This window comes from Nguyenibacter sp. L1, assembly GCF_035199985.1.
In the GTDB taxonomy this organism is placed as follows: Bacteria; Pseudomonadota; Alphaproteobacteria; order Acetobacterales; family Acetobacteraceae; genus Gluconacetobacter; species Gluconacetobacter vanlangensis.
Map to the genome: position 1 here is coordinate 857,538 of NZ_CP127015.1, position 14,441 is coordinate 871,978.

The 14,441-nt window shown below is 62.0% G+C and carries 10 protein-coding genes and 2 pseudogenes; 5 read left to right on the top strand and 7 right to left on the bottom strand.

Annotated features, from left to right (window positions below; all coding sequences use genetic code 11):
* Positions 1 to 240: 240 nt before the first annotated feature.
* The 4 genes and pseudogenes from QN315_RS03785 to QN315_RS03790 form a co-directional block, all read left to right on the top strand.
* Positions 241 to 4,455, top strand: a pseudogene (locus tag QN315_RS03785) (DEAD/DEAH box helicase); the annotation flags it as partial.
* Positions 4,439 to 4,834: a type ISP restriction/modification enzyme gene (locus QN315_RS19550; RefSeq protein WP_408904615.1), complete on the top strand. Its 396-nt coding sequence runs from the start codon at positions 4,439 to 4,441 to the stop codon at positions 4,832 to 4,834. The pseudogene QN315_RS03785 and the gene QN315_RS19550, both read left to right, overlap by 17 nt.
* A 32-nt stretch (positions 4,835 to 4,866) precedes the next feature.
* A pseudogene (locus tag QN315_RS19555) lies at positions 4,867 to 5,532 on the top strand (type ISP restriction/modification enzyme); the annotation flags it as partial.
* Between the two features lie 4 nt (positions 5,533 to 5,536).
* On the top strand, positions 5,537 to 6,490 hold the full coding sequence (locus tag QN315_RS03790; protein ID WP_323991565.1) for a 5'-nucleotidase: 954 nt from the start codon (positions 5,537 to 5,539) through the stop codon (positions 6,488 to 6,490).
* 466 nt (positions 6,491 to 6,956) lie between these two features.
* On the opposite strand, the gene QN315_RS03795 is transcribed toward QN315_RS03790, so the two are convergent.
* The 3 genes from QN315_RS03795 to QN315_RS03805 form a co-directional block, all read right to left on the bottom strand.
* Positions 6,957 to 7,286, bottom strand: coding sequence for a hypothetical protein (locus tag QN315_RS03795; protein WP_323991566.1), 330 nt, complete (start codon positions 7,284 to 7,286; stop codon positions 6,957 to 6,959).
* Positions 7,287 to 7,560: 274 nt separating this feature from the next.
* Positions 7,561 to 7,749, bottom strand: a complete 189-nt coding sequence (locus QN315_RS03800; RefSeq protein WP_323991567.1) for a hypothetical protein — start codon at positions 7,747 to 7,749, stop codon at positions 7,561 to 7,563.
* 14 nt (positions 7,750 to 7,763) lie between these two features.
* Positions 7,764 to 7,967 (bottom strand): hypothetical protein, encoded by a 204-nt coding sequence (locus QN315_RS03805; RefSeq protein ID WP_323991568.1) that lies wholly within the window; start codon positions 7,965 to 7,967, stop codon positions 7,764 to 7,766.
* Between the two features lie 189 nt (positions 7,968 to 8,156).
* Between QN315_RS03805 and QN315_RS03810 the strand changes: the two genes are divergently transcribed.
* On the top strand, positions 8,157 to 8,363 hold the full coding sequence (locus QN315_RS03810; protein ID WP_176638897.1) for a cold-shock protein: 207 nt from the start codon (positions 8,157 to 8,159) through the stop codon (positions 8,361 to 8,363).
* Between the two features lie 202 nt (positions 8,364 to 8,565).
* Here the strand turns inward: QN315_RS03810 and QN315_RS03815 are convergent, their stop codons facing one another.
* The 4 genes from QN315_RS03815 to QN315_RS03830 form a co-directional block, all read right to left on the bottom strand.
* Positions 8,566 to 11,085, bottom strand: a complete 2,520-nt coding sequence (locus QN315_RS03815) for a TonB-dependent receptor domain-containing protein (protein ID WP_323991569.1) — start codon at positions 11,083 to 11,085, stop codon at positions 8,566 to 8,568.
* A gap of 230 nt (positions 11,086 to 11,315) precedes the next feature.
* Positions 11,316 to 12,731, bottom strand: coding sequence for an FAD-binding oxidoreductase (locus QN315_RS03820; protein WP_323991570.1), 1,416 nt, complete (start codon positions 12,729 to 12,731; stop codon positions 11,316 to 11,318).
* A gap of 19 nt (positions 12,732 to 12,750) precedes the next feature.
* Positions 12,751 to 13,572 (bottom strand): creatininase family protein, encoded by an 822-nt coding sequence (locus QN315_RS03825; protein ID WP_323991571.1) that lies wholly within the window; start codon positions 13,570 to 13,572, stop codon positions 12,751 to 12,753.
* 43 nt (positions 13,573 to 13,615) lie between these two features.
* Positions 13,616 to 14,437: a cytochrome c gene (locus tag QN315_RS03830; RefSeq protein ID WP_323991572.1), complete on the bottom strand. Its 822-nt coding sequence runs from the start codon at positions 14,435 to 14,437 to the stop codon at positions 13,616 to 13,618.
* Positions 14,438 to 14,441: the final 4 nt, after the last annotated feature.

The following is a 14,441-nucleotide window of genomic DNA, read 5'->3' on the forward strand; positions in this document are numbered from 1 at the left end:
GCTTGCGGTTCTTGGAAAGCGACATCGGATTTCCCAAACCCGTAATCGCTTCGCGTCCGGAATCTGTGCCACATTACTTGAATTCGTAACTCTCCATCATATCCAGTTCGTAATGATGGTGCGCGATAGGTCCGCAGACCCAGTGCCGTTGGTCAAGTGTTATGCTTGTCAATTGCTTGCCTCTGCTGCTGCTAGAGAGCAAGATGAAATCAGATTGTAACGCGCTGATCCGGTTGTCTGATGTCCGCTCTCACCACTCTACTCGACACGTTCCGTAATGCTGCCGTCACCGAGCGCGAAAAGGGCACCTATTTCGAGGAGTTGACGGTCTGCTATCTGCGGACCGAGCCTAGCTATGCCGACCTCTATGACGGCGTCTGGACCTACGGCGAATGGGCCGCCGACCTGGGTCTGACCAGCAAGGACACGGGGATCGACCTCGTCGCTCGGACACGCGACACAGGCGAATTCCACGCCATCCAGTGCAAGCTCTATGCCGCCGATCACGTCATCGCCAAGAAGGATATCGACAGCTTCTTCACGGCCTCGGGCAAGACACACTTCACCCGTCGCCTCATCATCGCCAGCACGAATCACTGGACAGAGAACGCCGAAGCCTCACTCGACAACCAGAATCCTCCGGTCAACAAGATCGACCTGTTCGATCTCGAAAGCAGCCTGATCGACTGGACGCGCTACCAGCCGAAGACGCCTCCCGCGCTCCGCCCGCGCAAGACGCCGCGCCCGCATCAGAAAACCGCCATCGAGCGCGTTCTACGCGGGTTAGAAACGCAGGAACGCGGCAAGCTCATCATGGCCTGCGGCACCGGCAAGACCTTCACCAGCCTGAAGATCGCCGAAGCACATGCCGGACACGGCGGGCGCGTGCTGTTCCTCGTCCCCAGCCTGTCGTTGTTGTCTCAGACCCTGACGGAATGGACGCAGGAAAGCCGGATCCAGCTGCATAGTTTCGCCGTCTGCTCGGACAGCGACGTCGGCAAGAAAAGCGCGAACGACGACGAGATCAAGATCAAGACGCATGAGTTGCGCTATCCGGCGACGACCAGCGCCGCGCGGCTAGCAGAGGAATTCGGTAACCGCCACGACGACAGCCACATGAGTGTCGTCTTCTCCACCTACCACTCGATTGACGTCATCGCCCGTGCCCAGAGCGAGCATGGGATGCCAGACTTTGATCTCGTAATCTGCGACGAAGCGCACCGGACGACCGGCGCGACGTTCCCCGGTGATGGCGACGGCAGCGCATTCGTCCGCGTTCACGATCAGGATTATCTCCACGCCCGCCGCCGCCTCTACATGACTGCCACGCCGCGCATCTATGGCGACGTGGCGAAAGAGAAGGCTGGAAAGGAAGGCGCGCTCGTCTGCTCCATGAATGACGAAGCGATCTACGGCCACGATCTTCACGTTATCACTTTCTCCGAAGCCGTGCGGCGCAAGCTACTCGTCGATTACAAGGTCATTGTCCTCGCGGTTGAGGAAAAGGCCATCAGCGCGACACTCCAGAAACTGCTTGATGATTCAGGCAACGGGCTGAAGGTCGACGATGCAGCAAAGATCGTCGGCTGCTGGAAGGCGCTGGCCAAGATCGGACTCTCGCAGGATGGTGTAAACGATCCTGCCCCGATGAAGCGTGCAGTCGCCTTCTGTCAGGTCATTGCGCCCGAATATCGCGGAAAGAAGCACAAGGTCAGCTCCATCCGCATCGCCGAGATGTTCCAGCGGGTCGTGGAGGAATACCAGAAACAGGAGGATATCGAGCCCCAAGCCCGCCTCACCTGCGAGGCCGAGCATGTAGATGGCGGCATGAACGCCTCCGAGAAGGAAGCAAAGCTCGCCTGGCTCAAGGAAGAGGCTCCCGAGCAGATCTGCCGCATCCTCTCCAATGTTCGCTGCCTATCTGAGGGCGTGGACGTGCCCGCCCTCGACGCAGTCCTCTTCCTGACCCCGCGCAATTCTCAGGTGGATGTCGTGCAGTCAGTCGGTCGCGTGATGCGCGTGGCCCCCGGCAAGACGCGCGGCTATGTCGTGCTGCCAGTCGTCATCCCCGCCGGAAAGGAACCGCACGAGGCACTGGACGACAACCAGACCTACCGCGTTGTCTGGGAGGTACTTCAGGCCCTGCGCTCGCATGATGACCGCTTCGACACGATGATCAACAAGATGGACCTTCAGGAACGGCCAGATACGTCGCGCATGGAAGTCATCGCGATCACGCACAAGATCACGCAACGTACGATCGCCTCCTCGACCGGTCTCGCCTCCCGTGCCCGCAAGACGTACGGGATCGGCACGGTACGGGGGCCGGACGGCGATGACGGCCAAGAGGAGCTGCAGCTCCAGATCGGCGAGATCGAACGCGCGATCTACGCCCGTATCGTTAAAAAGGTCGGCAACCGCCATCACTGGGAAGACTGGGCGAACGACATAGCCAAGATCGCGGGTACCCATATCGCCCGCATCGAAACCATCCTCGACAACCCCGAAAACACGAGATCCCGCGAGGCGTTCTCCCGTTTCGCCGCTGAATTGCGCGCCGATCTGAACGACAGCGTCACGGACGGCGAGATCATCGAAATGCTGGCCCAGCATCTCATCACCCGCCCGGTCTTCGAGGCGCTGTTCGCAGGCCACAGCTTCGCCGCCGACAACCCGATCTCCAAAGCACTCAGCCGCGTGCTGGACGTGTTGGACGAGCACAGCCTCGGCAAGGAGACCGACACGCTGGACGCCTTCTATCGCAGCGTCCGCGAGAGGGCCGAGGGGATCGACACCGCCTATGGCCGCCAGAAGATCATGGTGGAGCTTTACGACCGCTTCTTCCGCTCCGCCTTCCCGAAAATGACCGAGCGGCTCGGCATCGTCTATACGCCCGTGGAGGTGGTCGATTTCATCATCGCTTCGGTCAATGACGTGCTGGAGGACGAATTCGGCCAGACGCTCGGCAGTCCCGGCGTGCATATCCTCGACCCGTTCACGGGCACCGGAACTTTCATCACGCGATTGCTCCAGAGCGGCCTCATCACGAAAGACGAACTGACGCATAAATACCGTCATGAGATTCACGCCAACGAAATTGTTCTGCTCGCCTATTACATCGCCGCCATCAATATCGAGGCCGCGTATCATAACCTGATGCATGGCGATTACGTGCCGTTCGAGGGTATCTGCCTGACCGATACCTTCCGCCTCAACGAGGATCACGACCTCGCCTCACGGCTTCTGGCGGATAACAACGCCCGCGTGCGGTATCAGCAGACGCTCGATATCCGCGTCATCATGGGTAATCCACCCTATTCAGTCGGACAAAAGAGCGAAAACGACAATAACGACAACGTCGAATATCCAGCATTGGACCAGCGTATCAGGAACACTTACGCGGCAAGGTCCAATGCGATGCTCGCAAAAGGGCTTTATGACAGTTATGTTCGCTCCATCCGCTGGGCAAGCGACCGGATTCGCGATCGCGGCGTGATCGGCTTCGTCACCAATGCCGGGTTTCTGGACGCGAATACGGCGGACGGATTGCGGAAATGCCTTGCGGAAGAGTTCTCCTCCCTTCACATCTTCCACCTGCGAGGCAATCAGCGCACGGCAGGCGAAACTTCTCGCCGTGAGGGTGGTAAGATTTTCGGCGCAGGCAGCCGCGCGCCGATCGCTATCTCCATCCTCGTCAAAAACCCGGAAAGCACAAAACAGGGCGAAATCCTGTTCCACGATATCGGCGACTATCTCACGCGGGAGCAAAAGCTGGCGCGCGTAATGGAATTCGGGAGCATCCGGGGCATCCGCGACGCCGGTCTTTGGACCAAAATCACGCCGGACGCGCATGGCGACTGGCTCCGCCAGCGCGACGATAGCTTTGCCAATTTCATTCCACTGGGTGCGAAAAAGGGCGAAAGCACACCACTATTCGAGAATTTCTCTCTTGGCGTTGTGACCAATCGCGATGTCTGGTGCTGGGATCCGTCCCGCGATACGCTAGCTCGGAACATGCAAGAGATGATCGGCTTTTATGAACATGAACGAGCGCGGTTCAATGCGGTTTTTCCCGATCTTCCCAGGAAGGCGCGCGAGGCGGCGATTGACAAATTTATCGACACCGATCCAACAAAAATCAGTTGGACGCACAATCTCAAACAGGAATTAGCCCGAGACAGAGAGCTGCAATTCGAGGACTGCCTCGTTCCGGCGATTTACCGTCCGTTTTCGCGACAATGGCTGTATTTTAGCCGCCGCCTAAACGAGCGCGTCTATCAGATGCCCCGAATTTTTCCGATAGATAAGACCGAGACAGAAAATCAAGTCATCATGATCAAGCAACGGCCGCATAGGAACAGTCAGTTTGCGCTGATGAGCAAATGCGTCCCCGAACTGCAAAGCGATGGCGGAACGCAGTGCTTTCCAGAGTATCTTTATGAGATTGACTCAGCAGAGCAGAGCAGAGCAGAGCAGAGCAGAGCAGAGCAGAGCAGAGCAGAGCAGAGCAGAGCAGAGCAGAGCAGAGCAGAGCAGAGCAGAGCAGAGCAGAGCAGAGCAGAGCAGAGCAGAGCAGAGCAGAGCAGAGCAGAGCAGAGCAGAGCAGAGCAGAGCAGAGCAGAGCAGAGCAGAGCAGAGCAGAGCAGAGCAGAATTGTACACGCCCACTAACAGAGGAGCAAGAGAAAAATCTGGTAATTTGCACGTCAGGCGGGGGGCAGAAAGCCGCCTTCAGTGTGCTGATGAGCAGCGTTCTTCCGAGCCTCCACATGGTGGATATCGACGGCAGCCAATGCTTCCCGATGTTTCTCTACGAAACGGAGGATGGACAATGAGCGATCCGCAAGGCAGCCTCTTTGAGGAGAAACCTTCTCAATCGCGGATCGTTCGCCGCGACGGCATCACGGATGCAGGACTGGCCCATTTTCAGGCCGCCTATCCCGACCAAGCAATTACCAAGAAAGACCTATTCTACTATATTTATGGCTTGCTTCATTCAGAGGATTATCGCGCCCGTTTCGCCGACAACCTCTCCAAGCAGTTGCCGCGCATTCCTCGCGTGAAAACCGCGTCCGATTTCTGGGCCTTCTCCAAGGCGGGACGTACCTTGGCCGCGCTGCATGTGAACTATGAGCAGGTGGCACCTTACCCCGTGACCTTCGCGCATGGCGACCCTTCGCTCGGGTCGCCTTCCGATCCCGAACGCTTCTACCGGGTGGAGCAGATGAAATTCGCGGGCAAGCGCCCGACGCTCGACAAATCCACCGTGATCTACAACGCCAACATCACCATCACCGGCATTCCGCTCGAAGCCTATGAATATGTGGTGAACGGCAAGCCCGCGCTCGAATGGGTCATGGAACGCCAGAGCGTGAAGACGGACACGAAAAGCCAACTCGTCAAGGACGCCAATGCCTGGGCCATCGATACCATGCACGACCCGCGCTACCCACTGGATCTCTTCCTGCGCGTCATCACCGTGAGCCTGGAGACGCTGCGGATCGTGCGCAACCTCCCGCAGCTGGAGATATGACCTGATGCCTCCCAATCGACAGACCGCCGTCGACATGCTCCGCGCCGAACCCTTACGGATCGGTATCTCGACCCGGGCTCTGTTCAATCTCGAAGAGGAGCACAACGTCTTCCGCGAACAAGGCGTTCACGCCTACGCCGCCATGCAGCTTGACCGGGAAGACGTCATCATCGGCAAAGGCGCCGGCTTCGATGTGGTGGAACGGCTTCTGGCTTTGAATGAGGCTGGAGCGAAACCGTGTGTGGAGGTCGTGCTTCTCTCGCGGAACTCGCCTGACCTGTCACTCAGAGCATTCAAATCCATCAGAAGCTACGGGCTAGACATCAAGACCGGAAGCTTCACCAGCGGGAGGTCATTGTCTCCCTATATCCCGGCGTGGAAGGTCGATCTGTTCCTCTCGAACGAGGATATCGACGTCAGGGGAGCAGTGAACGGTGGAGCAGCCGCTGCGCGTCTGGGCATCGCGCCGCCAGGCGTTGAAGGTGCCGCAGTCGACGAGGTTCGTATCGCCTTCGATGGCGACGCCGTCGTCTTCGGGCCGGAATCCGATGAGATTTATCAACAGCATGGCCTTGAAGCTTTTCTGGCACATGAGACCGCGAACGCGGCCAATCCAATGAAACGTGGACCGTTCGGCAAGTTCCTCCACAAACTGTCAGCGCTGCGCAAGGTCTATCTCAATGACGGAAATATCAGCAAGGTTCGTATTGCCTTGGTAACGGCGCGGAACGTACCAGCCCATGAACGTGTCGTCCGTACATTACGGGCCTGGGACACGCCGGCCGACGAAGCCCATTTCGTAGGAATTTGGAATAAAGCACCTATATTACATGCTTTCGGCGCGCACATCTTCTTCGATGATCAAGAGAAACACGTCCTGAGCGCTTCGGCCGTAGTGCCATCCGGCCACGTTCCTGGTCCACATGACCCGAACACGCCTATTATTCCTGCCTCCTAAACGAGGGCGTATATTCTGTTTATATCATTATAAACTATTTTTCTATTTTAAAATCTATATTTATTAATTTAATTAGTACTTATGTTGCCGCACTCCCGCGTGACCGTCTTTCTACATATCAACCAGAATCTTATTGTTCAGAGACGTTCGGAGCCGACAATTCGCAGCCAGGCAAGCCATCAAAGGATGCCCGTTATTTTCTACCTTTACCCGAGACCGGACATTCCATTCACCCCGTATCCCGGACATTACAAGCAGGCGGAAAATCGCTGGGATAGACGCGGGGCGCTACTCGATATGGTTTTGCCAAATCTTCCCCGATCATCGTATCCTCCTGTCCCGCCTTGCCACTGTGTCGATGGGGTATCGAAGCCATAGTCCTGGCGGCGTGTCCACTCGTGAGGCCGTTTTCTTCAGAAAACGATGCGCCTCCCCTCCCCGCCCCCGGTTGGACCGGCGAGGCCGGCTATTTGCGGAATGTGGTGAGGCCCAGTTCCTGCCACATCCAGCCGAAATCGTAGCCGGCCATGTCGCCGGCGGCGCGGCCGTGGGCGGATGCGTTTTCCAGATATTTGAGCCATTCCACCGTTTTCCGGCGGCCGGCGGCCGTGCGGACGGCTTGTCTGGGGGACTGGTTATCCAGGGTGGAAAGCGGCTGATCCAGGGTTTGGTGGTAGTGTCGATCCATCCATTCGCGGAGAATCCGTTCCTTCTCGCCTGGCCGAAGAGACAGGGCGTCTTTCGGGCCGGCGGCGGCGGCGCCGGATTGGGCGTGGTCCCTATGGGTGTGGTCCATGAGCGCCTGTTCGGGGAGGGCGTGATCCGGGTCAGCGGCGGGCCGACGAGCGGGCCGAGCGCGTGGCCGAGCATTGCCGTTGCCCGTTCGGCCCGCCGTGCCGAGTTGACGTCCAGGTGCAATTGGCGGCCCTTGAGTTGCAGGGTCCCCAGCACGGTGGCCCCGTCATCCATGGAACTGATCAAGGTCAGTGCACACCCCTGGGCGGCCTGGGTTGCGGGACCTTGGCCGGGTGGAGCGATGGGGGGAGCGGCCGGCCTTTCGTGACCCAATTCTAGAATGTGCGGCTCTCGGAGCGCAGGCCGGAGACGGTATCCAGCCGAGCCGCGACCGTCTTCTGGGTGACGCCCTTGGCGAGGGGGAAGCGGATGTCGTGCAGCGCGATCTCATCCCCGTCGCTGTTGCGCAGGGGTGGAGGCCATGGCGTGGTCCCTGTTGCGATCGAGGGCGCGCAGCCTATCAAGCTTCGCGTGCCGTTCAAAACCGTCCTGGGCGGCCGTCCGCGCGTTTGGCCCGCGGGTCTGCCGGGCGGGGTGAGTGTTGCCATTTGGTGTGAATATTTCGGGATGAAGAATAGAAATCAGCGATATAAATTAAAAATAAATTCAAAGCGTTGCTGGATTTTCGATGAAAAACAGGATCGAAAACAGGCATCTGATCACGGGAAAGATGGTCGATCATTCGTTTTTTTGATCATGCGCGCGTTATAGGCGCGATTTCACTTGCATTCGGGACGGGGCCATGCGCATGGTGGCGGCGGTGGATGCTCCTGTGGGGGGTTGGCGCGCGTTGTGTCAGCTTCAGCCCATTGGAAGTTACGATTATGTACGTGTTCTGTACGTGACCACCATGTTAAAAAGGAGCCTCGTTATGACGACAGGCACCGTAAAATGGTTCAATGCAACCAAGGGTTTCGGTTTTATTCAGCCCGGTGACGGGACTGCGGACGTGTTCGTTCATGTTTCCGCCGTCGAGCGCGCGGGGCTCGCCACCTTGAGCGAGGGGCAGCAGATTTCTTATGAAATCGAAGCCGGACGCAACGGCAAGAAGTCCGCTGTGAGCCTCAAGGTCGCATAAGCCGCCTGGCATGCAGCGATGCATCTGGAAAAGCCGCCTGAAAGGGCGGCTTTTTTGCGTTCTGCTTGATGGGTCCGGCATGTTTCCGTGCCACATGCCGGGACGGTGCGAGGGTGATGGAAAGGGTACATGAAAAAAGGGTAGGAGGCTGTCCCCTACCCTTTCGTCGTTTCGGCGTGGCCGTCGGGCCGGGCCGGCGGGGTCAGAAGCCGGCGGTGACGGTGAACATGGCGGCGAAGTTGGGGGCGATCAGATAGGTCGGCGCGCCGGCCGAGTCGATCAGGTTGCCGTAGACGCCCGTCACCGGGTTGGTGTTGTTCGACAGGCTCTGGACCGACGAGCGGTAGTGCCAACTGGCCAGGTTATACATGTTCAACTGGATCTGCGGGTGTTTCAGGCGCCAGACGTTGGGCAGGCGATAGCCCAGGGTCATGTCGATCTGGCCGTGCGCGGGCAGCGATTCCTGATCCATGAAATCGGAATATTGCTTGTCGATCCAGCGATACATGAAATTGCCGAAGAACGTGCTGTCGTCGTAGCTGAGCGCGGCGCTGGTGGTGAATTCCGGCGCCTGCGGCGCGCGCTTGCCCGTGGTGGGCAGGTAGTCGACTACGCCGTTCTCGGCCACCGCCGGCAGGTTGTTGTCGGTGCGGGCATAGAGATATTCGGCCGAGACGTACGGGCTGATATGGTGCCACGGGCGCAGGCCGAATTCGATGTCGGCGCCGCGCACGGTCTGGCCGCCGGCATTGACCCCGACGCCACCGAACGAACTGCCGTTGATGACGACGCTGGTGGTGATGTTGCGGTTGGTGAAATTGTAGTTGAACAGGCTGACCGTCAGGTTGAAGAGTCCGTAATGGCGGTAGCCCAGTTCCTCGGAAATCGCGAATTCGGGCTTGATCGACCCGCCGATGCCCGGGCTGTTGCCCGGGATGCCCGAGAAATAGGACGAGGCCAGCGGCATGCGGAAATTGGCCGCCGCGTCGAAATAGACCTGGTTATGATCGTCGATCTTGTAGCTGGCGGCCACGCGCGGCAGCGGCGCCGTGTAGTTCACGCCGACATTGTAGGGCTGCGCGTTGTCGTAATTATTGGTACCCTGGCGATTCATCATGACATATTTGAAGCCGGCCTCGACCTTGAGCCGGTCGTCGAGCCACGACGAGGAATCGCTGACATAAAGCCCGGTCGACTGGGTGATCAGGTGATAGTTCAGGAACAGGTTGAATTCATACCCGTTCTGGAACTTCAAGCCGTAGGAGCCCCAGGTGTTCGGCGGATCGCCGTTCGGGCCGAGCTGGCTGATATTGGTCCATTCCGCGTCGTCGTAATAATCGTGGAAGGCGCCGAGGGTCAGCTTGTTGTGGTGGTCGAGCTGATATTCGAGATGCGCGTTGATGCCGGGGTGGAACTCCTTGATCATGTAATAGCCCTCGCCATGGAAGGAGGGCGTGCCGGCATCGTTGTAGGCCAGGCCGGGATAAGGCAGGACCAGGTTTTCGTTCTGTCCGGTCGAGGGGTTGTAATTGTTGATCGGCATGTCCCACTGGCCCATGCCGCCGCCGCCGCTGCCCCAGTAGAAATAGGGCTCGACCAGCAAGGAAAGTTTCCGAGCCAGGGTGAAATGCATCGGCGCGACCAGGATCATGTTGCGCCAGTCGCCGACCTCGGTCACCCAGTAGCTGCCGGCGGCGGTGGATTGGAACGGGTACGGGCTGTAATTGTAGCTGTCGCCGTATTGCTTCCATTGCTGCGCGGTGACGGGCGCATAATTGGGCTGGTTGTTTTCGTTATAGGTCTCGACGAACGAGATCGAATTGCCCTCGCCCCATTCCTTGACGAACTTGGAATCCACATGGCGCCGCATGCCGCGCCCGGGACCGCGCCAGGTGCCGTAGGTGGCGTTGGAATAGGAGACGAAGCCCCGCACGCCGGTATTGAGGATGTCGCCGGTATTGATGCGGATGAAGCCGCGATTGGTCTTGTGCGAGCCGTAGGAATAATCCATCAGGCCGCCGAAGGTGTGCGACGGGTCGATCGTCGTGACGTTCATCTGGCCGCCCGTGGCGTTGACCAGCGGGGCGTTGACGTCCGACGTGCCCTGGGAGAGCTGCACTTCCTCGTAATTCTCGGTGTCGCCCCATTCAGACGTGTACGGGTCATAGGTCGCGACGTCGGCGACCGGCGCGCCCTCGAACAGATAGCCGATTTCCGACTGGTTCATGCCGCGGACATTGATCGATGTCTGGTCCGACAGGCCGAACGGATCGGACGAGCCGATATTGGTGCCCGGGGCGAACTGGATCATCTGCGCCGCCGAGGTGGCGGGGGCCAGCTTGGCGATGAAGTCGCGGCTGACGGTGGTGACGGCCTTGGCCTCGGTCTCGACGCTCATCATGCCGCCGCCGGGGGCCAGGCCGGTCACGCCGTTGGCGCTGGCCACGGGGTTATGGCTGGTGACGACGATATCTTCGGGCCGGGGCGCCGGCGCGGCCGCGGCGGCGTGGCGTGCCGCGGGGGTTGAAGCGGCGACGGGAGCGCCGGCGGGGGCGGCGACGGGCGCGGCCGTCTTCCTGACCGGGCCGGCCGGCGCGTGGCGGTGACGCGGATGGTGCTGCGTGACCGGCGCCGCGGTCTGCGCCTGTGCGCCGGCCGCGAGAATGCTGCTGGACAAGGCCGTGCTGGCGACCAGCAGCCCGAAGATAAATCGTGACGACAACGTAACCCCCGTCTGCGTTGAAAATAAAAATACGGCGCCTTTCCACCCCCGGAACGGGCGCCGATATCCGCTGGAATTCCTGATTCCATAACGGATCCGTAATATATATCGCGCGCGGCCCGGTTGCCAGTGCAAAGTCACCCCGGCATGAGGTACAGACCGATTCGACACATGGAATGCGGCTGGAATACCACATCCCCGCCCGGCAGGTAACAGGGGCCGGGCGACGGTCAGGATTCGGCCGCCCGCCCTGCCCCGTTCGGTGCCCCATCCAGTGCCCCGGCCAGCGCCTCGAAACTGCGCATCTTGCCGGGATTGAGCAGGCCGGCCGGGTCGAATCGCCGCTTGTCGGCGGCGAGATCCGGCGAGAGGCCGCGATGGGCGCCGCCGTCCTCGATCGTGTAGACATGCGGGTTGGCCACCGAGATTCCGGCCGCGTCGTGCGCGGCCATGATCTTGTCCAGGCGGGCCGAATCGGTGAAGCGGATCACCGGCAGGCCGGCGCAGGACATGCCGCCCTCCATGGGCAGGAACTCCAGGTGGGTCAGCAATTCGTCGGGGAACTGCGCCGCGAGCGCCGCGACCCGGGCCAGTGCGTCGGCGGGCGGAAAGCCGGTTTGCAGATAGGTGTAGGACCGGTCCGTCTTGAGCACCTGCAGGGTGGTGTGGTTCCAGGTCAGTTCGTAGAGCGGGACGTGCCCGGGATCGTCCTCGGCCTCGGCCGTGTTGCAGGAATAACACAGTTCGCCATGTTCCCGCGCGATCAGGGCGCGGGTGGGTTCGATGGCGGCGGGCGCCATCATCAGGATGACCAGGGCCCGGCCGGCCGGCACCCGGTTGCGCAGCGGGGCGAAATAGGGCAGCAGGCGGCAATCCATGACCGAGACCAGCTTCTTTTGCAGGCCGGTCTGGGTGGCGAGCAGGTGGGCGAAGCGTGCCGCCTGCGGCAGGTCGGGGAAGGCGACCGCCATGTCGCACCAATCGACGGCGGGTTCGACCGGCAGTTCCAGTTCGGTCACGAAACCGGTGGTGCCGTAGGCGTGGTTCACGATTCTGGTGTCGGGGCCGCGCAGTTCCACGGCGCGGGGTTCGTCCTCCATCGTCACCACGCGGGTCGCCAGCAGGTTGCCCGGCGCGCGCAGCCCGCCCCACGTGACCGAGCCGATCCCGCCCGATCCGCCGCAGACGAAGCCGCCGATCGTCGCCGTGCGCTTGGTCGAGGGGAATATGCGCAATTCGCGCCCCTGGGCGCGCAGCGCGCGATCCAGCGCCAGCATGTTGGTGCCGGCGCGCACGCGCGCCACGTCGCCACGCAGCCAGACGAGCCCGTCCAGCCCGGTCATGTCGACGATCGCGCCGCCGCGCAGGGGCACGGCCTGGCCGTAATTGCCGGTGCCGCCGCCGCGCGCGGTCAGGAAGATGCCGCTCTGCCGTGCCGCGCGGGCGATGGCCAGCAGATCGTGCTCGGTGCGCGGGGTGACGACGCAATCGGCCTGGAGCCCGTCGAGCTGTTCGCGCAGGATGGGGCTGTACCAATAGAAATCGCGGCTTTTGCGCCGGATCGTCGCGGGATCGGTGCTGGCCGGCACGTCGCCGACCAGCGCGAGGAATCGGTCCGTCGCCTGGTTCATCGCGCTATGGTTCATCGCGCCATGCTTCATCGCGTCAGGTCCCCAGATCGTCGCTGGGCGGGCGGATGCGGTCGAGCGGATAGCGCGCGATTTCGGCCAGCAATTCCAGGAATCCCGCCACCTGGCGTTCGGCGATCAGGCGGCCCTTTTCCGCCGTGGCGTTCGCCGCGTTTCCGGCCGCGCCGGAGGGGTGCAGATCCTGGGTGTGCCAGCCGAAGCCGACCCTGCCCTCGGCCTCGAGCCAGTGGAAATCCTTTGCCATTTCCTGCGGCCAGGGCACGAAATTTCCGGCGCGCGCCATGTCCACCAGGTCGGGGCGCAGATGGAGCATCAGCGAGGTTTCGACATCGCCGCCATGGATGCCGAAGCGCAGCTCGTCGGCGTCGAACAGGCCGTCGGGCACGCCGAAGCGGCCCCAGCCGACGGTGACGACGAACATCCGGTGCGTCCGCCGCAATTCGCGCGCGACGATGTCGAGGATCTGCGGCTGGCCGCCATGGGAGTTCAGCAGCACCAGGCGGCGCACGCCGGCGCGGGCCACGCTGGCGCCCAGGTCGAGCAGCACCGATGTCAGGGTCTGCGCCGACAGGGTCAGGGTGCCGGGATAGGCGATATGTTCGTCGCTCTTGCCGACCGCCTGCATGGGCAGGGCGGTGACGGGCAGGTCGTCCGGCGCGCGCGCCAGCGCCAGGTCGAGCAGCCCGCGATTGATGCAGGCATCGACATAGACCGGCAGATGCGGCCCGTGCTGTTCGATGGCCGCCACCGGCAGGATCGCCACCGTGTGCGGCGACAGCGCGCGGAATTCGCGCGATTTCATATCCTGCCAGAGGCGGCGCGGCATCATGTCCGGCATGCGGTCAAACCCTTCCGTGGTTCCTGCCCCGTTTTCGCGCGCGTCATGGCGCGGCGCGGGGCGCGACGAGCTGCAGATAGGCCCATAGGGCGGCGATTCCGTCGTCGCCGATGAGATCGGGGGGAAAGCCCGCCATGGCCTGGGCGGGCCAGTGCCGGACCGCGCGCGGGTCGCGGACCAGGGCATGGAAGCCGGCCGGGGTCAGATAGGCGGTGACGTTCATCGGTCGGCCCAGGTCCGGGCCCTTGGTGCCCCGGCCGATGCCGTCCAGCCGGTGGCAGGGCAGGCAGTCGACCGCGAAGAGCGCGCGGCCGCGCGCCGCCTGCGTACCGGCGGGCGCCGCCGGCAGCGGGTCGGGGTCGCCCTGCCCGATCGCCACCAGTTGCTCGACCCAGTCCTCACGCGGGATGGCGGCGGCATCGGCGCCGGTCCAGACCAGCGCGAACGGCCCCAGATCGGCCAGGCTGTTGCCGGGCCAGGGGCCTTCGGCGATCGCGATCCAGGCGGTGACGCCGCGGCGGCGCGCGGCGCTCAGGGCGGCGCAGGGGACGCCGGCCACGAACCTGTCGCGCGCGGTGAAGATGAGGGCCTGCCCGCCGCACGGCGCGACATGCGACAGGGGAATGGCGGCCACCCCGGCGCCCAGCTTTACGGTGGTGCGCGACAGGTCCAGCCGGACCAGATCGGCGCGGTGCAGGAGGGCGGCGGCCGGCAGGCGGCGCACCGAGGCGCCGTCGGTGACGGTGAGGTCGGCCCCCCGGCCGCCGGCCGGGCACAGGAGCAGCCACGCCGCCATGGCCGCCGCCATCGGGGCCGCCAGCCGGGCCGTGATCGGGGCCGTCGGCGCCGGGGCGCGCCGTGCCATGCCT

Coding starts and splice junctions, on each gene's coding strand:
- QN315_RS03795 (WP_323991566.1), bottom strand. CDS start 7,286: ATGGACCACACCCATAGGGACCACGCCCAATCCGGCGCCGCCGCCGCC.
- QN315_RS03810 (WP_176638897.1), top strand. CDS start 8,157: ATGACGACAGGCACCGTAAAATGGTTCAATGCAACCAAGGGTTTCGGT.
- QN315_RS03825 (WP_323991571.1), bottom strand. CDS start 13,572: ATGCCGGACATGATGCCGCGCCGCCTCTGGCAGGATATGAAATCGCGC.
- QN315_RS19550 (WP_408904615.1), top strand. CDS start 4,439: ATGAGATTGACTCAGCAGAGCAGAGCAGAGCAGAGCAGAGCAGAGCAG.
- QN315_RS03830 (WP_323991572.1), bottom strand. CDS start 14,437: ATGGCACGGCGCGCCCCGGCGCCGACGGCCCCGATCACGGCCCGGCTG.
- QN315_RS03820 (WP_323991570.1), bottom strand. CDS start 12,731: ATGAACCATAGCGCGATGAACCAGGCGACGGACCGATTCCTCGCGCTG.
- QN315_RS03790 (WP_323991565.1), top strand. CDS start 5,537: ATGCCTCCCAATCGACAGACCGCCGTCGACATGCTCCGCGCCGAACCC.
- QN315_RS03805 (WP_323991568.1), bottom strand. CDS start 7,967: ATGATCGACCATCTTTCCCGTGATCAGATGCCTGTTTTCGATCCTGTT.